The following is an 11,949-nucleotide window of genomic DNA, read 5'->3' as shown; positions in this document are numbered from 1 at the left end:
CGAGATTTATACAGCGCATTTTTAATCATGAATGTGAAAGACAATCGAAAAGAAATAGATAGACACAAATGTTTAGAGAGATGGGATCAATTTATTCGACTGCATGATGAAGAAATCAAACGACTTCATCTTCATTCATGTGTCGTAAGTAGTATGGGAATTTAAATGATAAAAAGCGTCTTGAATCGGGCGCACAGGGCGATAAGCACCAGTAAGGTGTTTGCCCATGAAAGTCTTGTGGAATTAGAGTCAGTGTCCATGCGAAGGTATGGAAGAAGCTCTATAGTACACAAGAACCCCGTGGCTTTAGCCATCGGGAGGTTCAGGAAGGCGGGATGTAACGTGAGAAGAAAAACGAAATTGATTCATGGTGGCATTGCTGGGGATGTGCATACAGGGGCTGTTTCTGTTCCAATTTATCAAGTGAGCACGTATAAACAGGAAGCGGTCGGTGTGCATAAAGGATACGAATATTCACGTACCGGCAATCCAACACGGCATGCACTAGAGGAGCTTATTAAAGATGTGGAAGAAGGATATGCTGGCTTTGCGTTTAGTTCTGGGATGGCAGCTATTACAGCGGTTATGATGTTGTTCAACAGCGGCGATCACGTCATTTTAACTGACGATGTATACGGTGGCACATACCGCGTCATGACGAAAGTGTTGAACCGTCTTGGCATTGAATCGACATTTGTCGATACGAGCGATTTAGCGAATATTGAAGCGCATATTCAACCAAATACGAAAGCGATTTATCTTGAAACGCCAACGAATCCGCTTTTAAAAATTACAGACATCCAAGAGGCAGCAGCGATTGCGAAACGCCATGGACTACTAACGATCGTCGATAACACGTTTAGCACACCATATTGGCAAACGCCAATTGCGCTTGGTGCAGATATCGTCATTCATAGCGCAACAAAATATTTAGGCGGTCATAGCGACGTCGTTGCTGGGCTTGTCGTCGTTAATAGCGAACAACTTGCGACCGACTTGCACTTCATCCAAAACTCGACAGGTGGCATTCTCGGTCCGCAAGATTCATGGTTATTAATGCGTGGCATCAAGACGCTTGGCATTCGCATGGAAGAACATGAGGAAAATACACGCAAAATTGTTGAATTTTTAACGAATCATCCAGCTGTTACACGCGTGTATTATCCTGGGCTTCCGTCACACCCAAATCATGACGTAGCGAAAAAACAAATGCGCGGCTCTGGCGGCATGGTGTCATTTGACGTTGGCAGCGCCGAAAAAGCAGAACAAGTGCTCACGCGCGTCCGCTACTTTACGCTAGCGGAAAGTTTAGGAGCGGTGGAAAGTTTAATTTCCCTCCCAGCGAAAATGACGCACGCTTCCATCCCGAAAGAACGTCGCGATGAACTAGGCATTACCGATGGTCTCATTCGCATTTCTGTTGGCTTAGAAGATGCGGATGATTTAATTGAAGATTTAGCACAAGCGTTGGCATAAATTACATCGCCCCCTTTTTTCTTTTCTATGATACATTGAAAGAAGGAAGGAGGACGGTTATGTTGGATGAACAAAAGCAACATTGGTTAGGAAAAGCGCGTGACTACAAAGCATACAGTCTCGTTTTATTTGCGCTTAGCGTATTTTTATATATAGGTACGTGGATTCCAGATGCGATAGATGAAGCGAAGCGACCATTTGTGCTCGGAGCAGTGTTTATTCTCATGCTCGCCTCTATTTTTTTCTCCCACCGCTCAAATGTATACGTAAGAAAAATAGAAGAAGAAGCGTAAACTTCAAACGTTCAATACTGATTCGTCGACGTCTACGACGTAAGAAAAATAGAAGAAGAAGCGTAAACCCCATTTTCGAACGAACTAAAAACGTGTAAAATAAAAGAAAATGGGTAAAGGGGGAATGCATGATGATGTGGATGATTACAGGCTTAGTCATTACAGCTGTCATCGGTTTTGTTATTATCGCGGAAGTGAACGCCGAAGCATAAAACAGTCTCTAAACAGGAGACTGTTTTTTATAAAACAACTACTTGTGAATACATTCACAACTGTCGTCGACCTCCAATCTTGCAAAAACCCCAGGGGATCGACGACAGTTTATTTTTGAGAATTTTTCAGTCGTATCAACGCATCAAGGTTATTGACAGAATTTTCGGATGGATATATAATAAAGTTGTATAGCTTTTCCATATGTTGATTTATCAACGCTTTTTTGGGGGTTGTATCGTACCTATGAGGAATTGAAACAAGTAATGTCAGACGGTGCTTCGTCTACAATCAAACGGTTGTATCGTACCTATGAGGAATTGAAACAAGTCTTTCCAATCACCACCCCACTCAAGCCCAAGGGTTGTATCGTACCTATGAGGAATTGAAACCAATTTCAGTCATCGAATCCGCACCCCTTTCGTCTGGTTGTATCGTACCTATGAGGAATTGAAACTGGACAAGGATTGACTATTTCTTTTGTGAAAAATGTCTGGGTTGTATCGTACCTATGAGGAATTGAAACAAAAGGGAGATGATTGCTAATGATGAAAGTTTATGCTTTGGGTTGTATCGTACCTATGAGGAATTGAAACCAGCTATGCCCGCTATATTGCAATAGTGGGCGACTATGGGTTGTATCGTACCTATGAGGAATTGAAACCTGTATAAGGATTTTCGGGAATATACTCGCTTTTCGGTTGTATCGTACCTATGAGGAATTGAAACCTCTTTTGATCTATATGAAAATGTGTAGTGATTTTGGGTTGTATCGTACCTATGAGGAATTGAAACTAGAGTGAAAACAGCTTATTTGTTTTCGGGTCTCTTGGGTTGTATCGTACCTATGAGGAATTGAAACAGCGTTTGGAAAGTTCTAGACCTTTGAGCGGTTGAAAGGTTGTATCGTACCTATGAGGAATTGAAACTCTGATCGTGGTATTCACTATGAGGGGGAAATTAAGGTTGTATCGTACCTATGAGGAATTGAAACTCAACGAGAGATACAGAAAGCAAAAGCCAATCGTCTTGGTTGTATCGTACCTATGAGGAATTGAAACTATGCATCGACAACCTCAAAATCAACAATTCTAAAGGTTGTATCGTACCTATGAGGAATTGAAACTTTTTTTCTAATCTCAAATACATATTCTGGATTGTGGTTGTATCGTACCTATGAGGAATTGAAACTCGCCATCTACTCAACAATTTATTGCCACTGCGGCAGGTTGTATCGTACCTATGAGGAATTGAAACCATAATCCCCTTGCGATTTAGCATAGTCCCCTTGCGAGGTTGTATCGTACCTATGAGGAATTGAAACTAGTTCGGTTTGGATCCACTCTCGACGCTCTTCTATGGTTGTATCGTACCTATGAGGAATTGAAACATAGAAACGGTGTACGTTTACTACTACTACATTATCTGGGTTGTATCGTACCTATGAGGAATTGAAACACTTTAGGGAAGAAAAAACCGCTTCAATACTAGTTAGGTTGTATCGTACCTATGAGGAATTGAAACTTTGGGCTTCCAACAAATTCACTAAAGAAACAGGCATGTGGTTGTATCGTACCTATGAGGAATTGAAACCATACAACAAGAAATACGGTGGTTGGATCGAGTTGGAGGGTTGTATCGTACCTATGAGGAATTGAAACTGCAGACCCGTGGAACGCTACGCAATTCATGCAGGACAGGTTGTATCGTACCTATGAGGAATTGAAACAACAGCAATACAACGTGAGAGTGCGAGAAATTTGTGCGGTTGTATCGTACCTATGAGGAATTGAAACCAGGCGAAGCGAGAGGCTAGACAAGCCTGTCTTGCCGGTTGTATCGTACCTATGAGGAATTGAAACCACACGCAACGAAAGAAGGACAAGAACAAAAAGCAGGTTGTATCGTACCTATGAGGAATTGAAACGATGACGCGGATCGCTTGCTATGCCATGACTGTGGCGGTTGTATCGTACCTATGAGGAATTGAAATTTCATCGTTCCAAGATGTTTTTCCTTTGCTTCTTGAGGTTTGTATCGTACCTATGAGGAATAGCGTTTTTTGTATTGAAAAGCAGGGATGTTTATGCCCTGCTTTTAATTTTTTGTTGCAACTTTCAGAAAAGTATTGCGCAAAAACTAGTTCGTTTGTATCATCAGTAATATGAGGGTATTTTTTGAAAAGGTGGGTAAGGGATGAAATTACTAACATTTCTCGGCGCGAATGACTATTGTGAAACAACGTATCGTTTTCGGGAGCGTGTGCATACGGCAAAGTTTTTTCTATCTGTCCTTATTCAAGAACTGCAACCAGATGAAATATACGTATTTATGACAGATGGGGCACGAGAGAAAAACGAAGCACCGTTGCTTGACGAATTAAACCGATACGGTGTAGATGAAAAGAAAGTGCATGCTGTGCGCATTCCCGATGGGCAAACAGAAGAAGATTTATGGAATATTTTTTCAATTCTCGCTGATCAAGTGCTTGAAAATGACTCTATCGTCCTTGATATTACGCACGGCTTTCGGACGTTGCCGCTCGTTGGAACAATTAGTTTGCAATATTTGAAATTCGTGAAACAAGTACATATTGCTGGGGTATATTATGGAGCGTTTGAAGCAAGAAAAGCAGAGTACATCAATGGACAAGAAGTCGTTGTTGCTCCGACGTTTGATTTAACTCCTTTTGTTCACCACCTTCCTGAATGGCAGCGGGCAGCAAATGAATTGATCGCGTTTGGTGATGCGAAAACGCTTGGTTCATTGCTTGAATCATTACATAATCAGCTCCGAAAACAAAAAATTGCGGTAAATGAACTGAAGCGATTCGGAAGTTATGTAAACGATATCAGTGCATATTTAAGAACAGGACGGATTAAATCATTCACAGACCTATTCGCAAAATCTGAAAGTATATTACAAAGAGAACAATTGATAAAAGAAATTGAGCAGTTCGTGCCGCCTGTCCGCTACATTTTTCATCAGCTTGTGAACTATATTCAACGTATCGCCCCGAAACAGTCGCGATTGCATACATACTACGATTTAGCGATTTGGTATGGCGATCACCACTTACTTTCCCATTGTTTCATTATGTTGCGAGAAATGATTGTTTCGCTCATATTGGAACGGGTGCTTGATGAAATTGGGCCAATGCCGGATGATCGCGAATTCCGGTACGATCCGATACGGAAAAAAGGAGAGCGACTGCTTACTACATTGTTAAAACAACAAGAAAAGAAACAGTTGCACAATCCGTTGTTGAAAGAGCTTGCTGAAAAGCTTCATCGGTTGACAAATTATCGCAACGATCTTGGACATTTTAGTTTCCGAACAGATCATGTGCCGCCAAAAGTTTTTTATCGTTTCTATGAAGAAGAAATTAAATCTTACAAGTTATTTCAGTTTTTAGAAAATGAACAGCTGTGGAAAGAATTTAAAACATGGCATGAAGAACAAACGATAAAGGAAGAACCGAACGAAACAATTCTGATTACTCCGTTAGGACTAAGCAAAGGGCTGCTTTATAGCGCTATTGTGCACAATCAACCACAAGCGATATGGCTATTAACATCCAAAGAAAGTGCGAAGCAAGTGAACGATGTTTGTCAACAAGCCAACTTTCATGGGAACGTTCACGTGGTAGTGATGGAAGATCCGTACATAGATTTCAATTGTTGGAAAACGTATATGGAGCAGTTCGTTCATACAATAGAAACGGACAATCGTGTGCGCTTTGTTGTGAATTTAACAGGTGGTACGACGGCGATGCAATATGTTGTTCAACAAATAGCGGCAAAGTTAAAAGAAAAAGGCGAACACGTCCAATATGTCGCACAAGTAGACCGAAGACCTGTAAACGAGCAACAAGCAAACCCATACGTGCTTGGAGAACAAATAATCATTGAAGAGCATTAAGGGGAAGAACCGATGTATCAAACAATCGTTATGACATGTGGTGTATCGTCGTTAATGAGAACAAATGTGTTTGGAAAAAGAAAAGAAAATTTGCTTCATAAGTTGGGGATGAGCGAAGGAGAATTTTCTCAATTGCTTAATAAACACACCGTTTCTGAAGAAATAGATAGAGCGATTTTGAAGTGGATAGATGAAATGAAACTACATTTTAAAGAAGCGAAAGAAACCCCAAACTTTGTAAGTGCAGAATATTCGATGATGCATGAACTACAAAAACAAGGGAAATTAGGGAAACATCCACGTGTAGAGCTTATATTGACCAATACTGTTGGTGGGAAAATTGTGGAGCGATTGCTTAGCGCTTTGTTTAAAGAACATTTTTCTGCAACGGTTGGATGCTCATATGTAAATATTGACGTAACTGAAACGAAGCAAATGAATCGAACGTTAGGGGAATATATGCAAGCAGTCGGTGAAAAGTTGTCGCAAGGAGAGCCAACATCCACGTGCTTTGCTCCCATTGGTGGATATAAAGTAATGACGTCACTCGGATATATTGTTGGTTCGTTTTTAGGTTATCCGACTGCTTATTTACACGAAAACAGTCAAATTATACACGAAATTCCACCTATTCCGATCCATCTTGATGAGGGGTTTGTACAAAAGCATATTGCCCTCTTAAGACGTTGTCAGCGCGATATTGTATGTATTGATGAACTATCGCATCCAGAAAAACAAGTCATTTCAGCCTATTCATCCATATTCCAACAAGAAGAGGGATACGTCTATTTGACGCCTTTCGGTGAATTTTTGTTTGAACATGAAAAATATAAACATTTATTGGATACAAAATATTTCGCAACGAAACAAGTAATAAAAATGATGGAGGGAAGGAAGAAGTTTGCTGTAGATCAACTTAAACAATTTGTGAAAAAACTAAAGTATGAAGAAGGAATCATTTTTAATTTGCAACATGAAAAAGAATTCGAGAAACTCGATCAAAAAAGGGTGAAATTTTATTTATATAAATCATCTACTGGGGGCGTGTTCCGTCTCGCTTATCAGTATGATGAAAAAGAAGATGTACTCTTTGCGAATTATTTATGGTTTGACCATGCTCAATACGAAAGAGAAGCAGCTGCTGGAATCGGGCTTTATGAACAGCATTCTGAATTTGAGGACATTACAAATATAATCGTTGGACATAAGTGAGGGGAAAGATAATGAATCATTCAGCCATTTGCAAACGGTCATATGATATGGAACTAATTACCCCCCTCGCCATGCATGGGGCGAATCCGAAGCAACAGGCGGAATTTCGCATCGCATCATGGCGCGGTGTGTTGCGGTATTGGTGGCGGACGCTTCAAGAAGAATGGAACAATGAAACATTGCTAAAAAAGGAAGAGACGTTGTTTGGCGGAACGATGATCAACAAACAAAAATCACCTGTTGCTTTTGTGCTAGAAAAAGAGATGGTGAGCGCCAAAAAAGAAAATGTTCTTCCGCATAAACAAGGGACTGCTGTTCCAGCGATTCCGAGCGGCTGCTCTGTAACGATAACGATGCAAGCGCGCAACCGCGATGAACCGTACGTGCACACGTATGATTTGTATGTGCAATATATGCTTCATCTCGCTGGCATGGGACAGCGGGCGCGGCGCGGATTTGGTGCAATGCAATGGGCAGAGCACCAATGGGAAAGCGTTGCTCAATTTTCGCATAGCTTACAACAAATTCTTCAACAGTTGCGCGTAAGTGATGCGTTTACGTTTTCCCATGAAGGATGTGTAGTAAAGCGAAAAAGGGATGTAAAAACAAGCTATCCGGTATTGTCGGCCGTTTGGGTCGGAAAGGGAGAGAAATCTCCACAAAGTATATTAGTCAAGTTTGGGAAAGCGTCGCACGAAGCGAACGGTCGTGGGGATCTTGGACGCGTGCGCCCGAAAAAGTGGGCTTCGCCGTTGTGGTGCACCGTAAGGAAAATGGGTGACTTATACTATCCAATTATTACAGAAGTGAAAGCAAATGATGCAAATGATGAACGATATACGAATAAAAACTATGAGCGTCAACGAGACGAGTTTTTGAAAATAGTCGGGGTGAAATTATGACGAACCGCCATGTCGTGATTTTTACAATTGGTCCTGTGCAGTCATTTATTGCTTCCGCGCGAAGAACAGAAGATTTATGGAGCGGAAGTTACATTCTTTCTTATTTAGCACGGGAAGCGATGAAAGTGTTGTATCAAATGGATGAAACAACGGAAATGGTATTTCCGAAAGTTTCGAAAGAAGAGTTAAATAAGCCAAATGTAAAAAACTTTCATATTGCATCCATTCCGAACCGTTTTACTACGATCGTCCAAGGAAGTGCAGAGCAAGTATACGCTCGGTTAAAGGAAGTGGAACAAAGCGTACGCAACATTTTTACGGACTTTTGTTTTCAAGCGATCGAAGAAGTGTTTCATTCTTTAAGCGACGAAGAAAAAGAAAAATTAAAGCGCTTAACCGAAAAGCAAATTCTCTCATTTTTAGAAATATATTGGGTGATTGAACCGTATGGAGATGAACCATTTAACAAGGTGCGAGAGCAGGCAGAGAAACGCCTTGGAGCGTTAAAAAACGAAAAAACGTTTGAATATGTGCCGCAAACAAGTTTCGTTTGCGCGGTTTGTAAAGAACGAGAGGCGCTTTGTCTTGATGACATTCATCCGAATGATCGGTACGGTACGATTAAGCAAAAGTTAGTTAAGACGTGGAGTAGACGCGCTTACGAGTACAGAGAAAACGAAGAAAAACAAACAGGAAAAATTAAAGATTCAGAGTTTTTATGTGGCGTTTGTTTAGGAAAACGCGCAGCTCGCTCTTATTTTGAGGAGAAGTTTAAACAAGCAGGAGCGAAATTCCGCCCATTCCCTTCTGTATTGGACATCGGTCACGGAAACTATTATGCCATCATTATGATGGATGGAGACAACATGGGAAAAATGTTTAGCGGCGACAAAGAACATGCGTATAGTGAAGTGAGTGAAAAACTTGCGCGTTTTGCGCAACAACATGTTCCGCATATTGTCGAAAAACATGATGGCAAGCTCGTTTATGCGGGCGGAGATGATGTGCTTGCGTTTGTCCCTGTTGACAAAGTGTTAATAATCGCAGAACAGTTACGCTTTGCGTTTAGCGATCAAGAAAAGGGACTTGGCAAGGAAGCAACCGCTTCGTTTGGCGTGATTATCGGGCATAAAAAAGCACCACTTCATATGTTGCTCGATGGGGTGCGCAAATTAGAGAAAAAGGCGAAAAGCTACCGAAAAGAAAAAGATGCGCTCGCTCTTTCGATTTATATGGGAGCAGGAGAGATTTTAGAAACGGTGTTGCCATGGAAAATTGAACATGAAACAACGTCGCAATTATTACTAAAATTCGTCGACTTGCTTCATACGACATTATCATCGACGTTTATTTATCGCTTTTTAGAGGCATTTTCCCCGTTATTAGAGCAAGGAGGAAAGTGGAAGGAAAACGATATGCTTCGTCTCGAGCTTTATCGTTTATTACACCGCTCGAAGCGTGAAGGAGCTAAACATGTCGATGTTCGTCCATACGTCGAAGATTTAATGAAATTGCACGACGTAGCAAAAACAGGATATGACTTTTTATATTTGTTAAAGATGTTGACGTTTTTTAGAAGGAAGGAGGGGGAGAAAAAGTGAGATTGTCGTTACAACCAATTGACACGTTTTTTTTCAAAACACATCACGTGACAGAAGCAGGGGAGCATACGGTGATGGAATCGATGTTTCCACCGCGTCCAAGCACCGTTTACGGTGCGTTGCGCGCAGCATACATTCATGCTCATGCGTCGTTTGACGAATTTGCACAAGGGACGAATGAACAGGTGCGTCTGTGGATGGGGACACCAGAGAATTACGGAGAGTTTCGTCTCCAATATTGCACGCTATACCGAAATGAGCCGTTTTTGCCGCTACCGCTTGATTATCAATTGATCGAAGAAGATGGTAAACTATCAGCTCACTCTCTTCAACTATCAAAAGATAACGGGCTATCATCCGTTTCAAATCCGTGGCGTTTAATTGCGACAAAACGAGCGAAGACGAAAGACGCGAAACATCATTGTGTAAGCATGACACATTGGAAACAAGCGTTGCTAGATGGAAGAGAAATGACAGACATTATCTCGTTATCTTCCATCGTTATTCCGGAAGAAAAAGTGGGCATCCAGCTTAACACGTATGCTCGGATAACAGAGAAAGGCCAACTATATCGTGCGACGCATTACCGTTTTCACGATGGATGGGAGCTTGCGGCATATGTTGAGAACGCCCCTGATTTTTCAAACGTTTCGTTTGCGCGCATCGGTGGAGAAAATCGTCCATGGGTCGTGCAGCAACAAAATGATTCGTTCTCATTGTGGAATGAAAAGGAAAAAGAAAAAATAGCAAGTCGCATTCGTCAAACGAAAAAAGCGAAAATCGTATTTCTTTCCCCTGCAATTTTCGCAGGTGGCGCTCGCCCGCGCCAATTTGACGGAGAATATGTAACGTTACCGAATGGACTCAAGGTGAAGTGGCTAGCAGGCGCAATCGGACGTTCAGAGCTTTACGGTGGCTGGGATATCGTTCGTCACCGTCCGAAAGAGCGCATGCCGATGATTCCAGCAGGTTCTGTCATTTACGTGGAAATCGACAGTGAAGAACATATTCCGCATCTTATGGAACTAGCAAACGGTATGCATTTTACGGATGAAAACGCACACGAAGGATTCGGTTTCGCTACGATTACAAGCGCAAATGAAAGCAAGGAGGAGTTATAACATGTATTCAATTGTACAACCATTTTTATTGCACGCAGTTACATCTGTTCATGCAGGAAGCGGAAGTGAAATTGGGTTAGTTGACTTACCGATCCAACGCGAAAAACATACAGGATTTCCGAAAATCGAAAGTTCTTCGTTGAAAGGAGCGCTTCGTTACCATATGAAGCTTTCTGCAAATGGAAACAAAGATGAAGAAAAAAAACTAGAACTCATTTTCGGTGGAGAAAAAGGTGACGACAATAATACAGTTGCAAGTGCTACCGCGTTAAGTGATGCACGCATCCTTCTTTTCCCTGTCAAATCGATGCGCGGTGTTTTCGCTTGGGTGACATGCCCACAAGTGATTCAACGTTGGAACTATGAGATGAGTATGCATAAAAAAGACGCCCTTGCTCTCCCTGTTCCGAAAGAAAATACGTGCAGCACAACGAAACTGCTCGTTGGCAAAAGTGAACTCGTGCTCGAAGAATATACGTTTTCTGTTCAAGTGGATGAAAATACAAAAGCGATCGCTCAACGAATTGAACAATGGCTCGGGGTGCATGTATGCATTCCTATTGTCGATCGCCTCGTTGTGTTGTCCGATGATGATTTTGCTGACTTTGTTCAATTGTCAACAGAAGTCAATGCGCGCATTAAAATTAATGACGAAACAGGAACAGTGGACGAAGGGGCGCTTTGGTACGAAGAAAACGTGCCCCCAGAAACAATTTTTTATAGTTTTTTATATGTCGGCAATCCGCGAAAAAAAGATGAACGTGTAAAAGATGACAAACAAATTTATACGTACTTAGTAGGTGAGCGTAAGTTCCCAGAAGTATTTCAATTAGGTGGAAATAGCACATTAGGACGCGGAATGATGAGAACGATTTGGCTAGGGGTGTGAGAGGGATGAAAACGACACGTGTTGGAATTGAAAATGGCCGTGCTACATTTGCGTTTGAGGCAGTAAAAAAAGCGAAAGAAGGCGGAGTGAAAGATTTTAAGGCGTATCGGTCTTATGTGAAAAAAATGCCTTCGCTTATTCAAGTGAACGGCTTTGGACAAGCGCTTGCTTTTTGTTTTCAAAAAGGGAAAGAATATGGTAACTATTCAGCCACATCATAAAGTGAGCTGAATATTTTTTGCTTTTCCTGTCCATGATGTGAATATTGATAGACAAGGAGGTGAATCGCATGTTGACGGTACAACAAGCTGTATTTACAGTTGA

8 protein-coding genes, 1 pseudogene and 1 CRISPR repeat array are annotated in these 11,949 nt (G+C 41.5%); all 9 genes and pseudogenes read left to right on the top strand.

Features of this window, described 5'->3' with window-relative positions; translation table 11 throughout:
- Window positions 1-342: 342 nt before the first annotated feature.
- The gene (locus ETB99_RS14025; protein WP_171700884.1) at window positions 343-1,476 is read left to right on the top strand and encodes a bifunctional cystathionine gamma-lyase/homocysteine desulfhydrase; all 1,134 of its coding nucleotides are present in this window, start codon (window positions 343-345) and stop codon (window positions 1,474-1,476) included.
- Window positions 1,477-1,535: 59 nt separating this feature from the next.
- On the top strand, window positions 1,536-1,769 hold the full coding sequence (locus ETB99_RS14020) for a YrhC family protein (protein WP_253263650.1): 234 nt from the start codon (window positions 1,536-1,538) through the stop codon (window positions 1,767-1,769).
- 441 nt (window positions 1,770-2,210) lie between these two features.
- Window positions 2,211-4,039: a CRISPR direct-repeat array (repeat unit 30 nt; unit sequence GGTTGTATCGTACCTATGAGGAATTGAAAC).
- 136 nt (window positions 4,040-4,175) lie between these two features.
- Entirely contained in the window at window positions 4,176-5,900 is a 1,725-nt protein-coding gene (csx2, locus tag ETB99_RS14015) for a TIGR02221 family CRISPR-associated protein (protein WP_171700882.1), read from the top strand.
- Between the two features lie 12 nt (window positions 5,901-5,912).
- Window positions 5,913-7,112: a CRISPR-associated protein gene (locus ETB99_RS14010; RefSeq protein ID WP_171700881.1), complete on the top strand. Its 1,200-nt coding sequence runs from the start codon at window positions 5,913-5,915 to the stop codon at window positions 7,110-7,112.
- Between the two features lie 11 nt (window positions 7,113-7,123).
- Window positions 7,124-8,014 carry a type III-B CRISPR module RAMP protein Cmr1 gene (cmr1, locus tag ETB99_RS14005; protein ID WP_171700880.1) on the top strand — a complete coding sequence of 297 codons (891 nt, stop codon included), beginning with the start codon at window positions 7,124-7,126 and terminating at the stop codon, window positions 8,012-8,014.
- The gene (cas10, locus tag ETB99_RS14000; protein WP_171700879.1) at window positions 8,011-9,615 is read left to right on the top strand and encodes a type III-B CRISPR-associated protein Cas10/Cmr2; all 1,605 of its coding nucleotides are present in this window, start codon (window positions 8,011-8,013) and stop codon (window positions 9,613-9,615) included. Before cmr1 ends, cas10 begins: the two co-directional genes overlap by 4 nt.
- On the top strand, window positions 9,612-10,736 hold the full coding sequence (gene cmr3, locus ETB99_RS13995; RefSeq protein WP_309138157.1) for a type III-B CRISPR module-associated protein Cmr3: 1,125 nt from the start codon (window positions 9,612-9,614) through the stop codon (window positions 10,734-10,736). Before cas10 ends, cmr3 begins: the two co-directional genes overlap by 4 nt.
- 1 nt (window position 10,737) lies before the next feature.
- Window positions 10,738-11,625 carry a type III-B CRISPR module RAMP protein Cmr4 gene (cmr4, locus tag ETB99_RS13990; RefSeq protein WP_171700878.1) on the top strand — a complete coding sequence of 296 codons (888 nt, stop codon included), beginning with the start codon at window positions 10,738-10,740 and terminating at the stop codon, window positions 11,623-11,625.
- Window positions 11,626-11,630: 5 nt separating this feature from the next.
- Window positions 11,631-11,822: pseudogene (gene cmr5 / locus ETB99_RS13985) on the top strand (type III-B CRISPR module-associated protein Cmr5); the annotation flags it as partial.
- Window positions 11,823-11,949: the final 127 nt, after the last annotated feature.

Source organism: Anoxybacillus sp. CHMUD (genome assembly GCF_013096965.1).
GTDB classification, from domain to species: domain Bacteria; phylum Bacillota; class Bacilli; order Bacillales; family Anoxybacillaceae; genus Anoxybacillus; species Anoxybacillus kestanbolensis_A.
Note: the sequence above shows the minus strand (reverse complement) of the source record. Positions and strands in the feature narration are given on the sequence as shown.

Excerpts from the sequence above, each read along its gene's own strand:
- ETB99_RS14020 (WP_253263650.1), top strand. The coding sequence starts at position 1,536 with ATGTTGGATGAACAAAAGCAACATTGGTTAGGAAAAGCGCGTGACTAC.
- csx2 (WP_171700882.1), top strand. The coding sequence starts at position 4,176 with ATGAAATTACTAACATTTCTCGGCGCGAATGACTATTGTGAAACAACG.
- ETB99_RS14010 (WP_171700881.1), top strand. The coding sequence starts at position 5,913 with ATGTATCAAACAATCGTTATGACATGTGGTGTATCGTCGTTAATGAGA.
- cmr1 (WP_171700880.1), top strand. The coding sequence starts at position 7,124 with ATGAATCATTCAGCCATTTGCAAACGGTCATATGATATGGAACTAATT.
- cas10 (WP_171700879.1), top strand. The coding sequence starts at position 8,011 with ATGACGAACCGCCATGTCGTGATTTTTACAATTGGTCCTGTGCAGTCA.
- cmr4 (WP_171700878.1), top strand. The coding sequence starts at position 10,738 with ATGTATTCAATTGTACAACCATTTTTATTGCACGCAGTTACATCTGTT.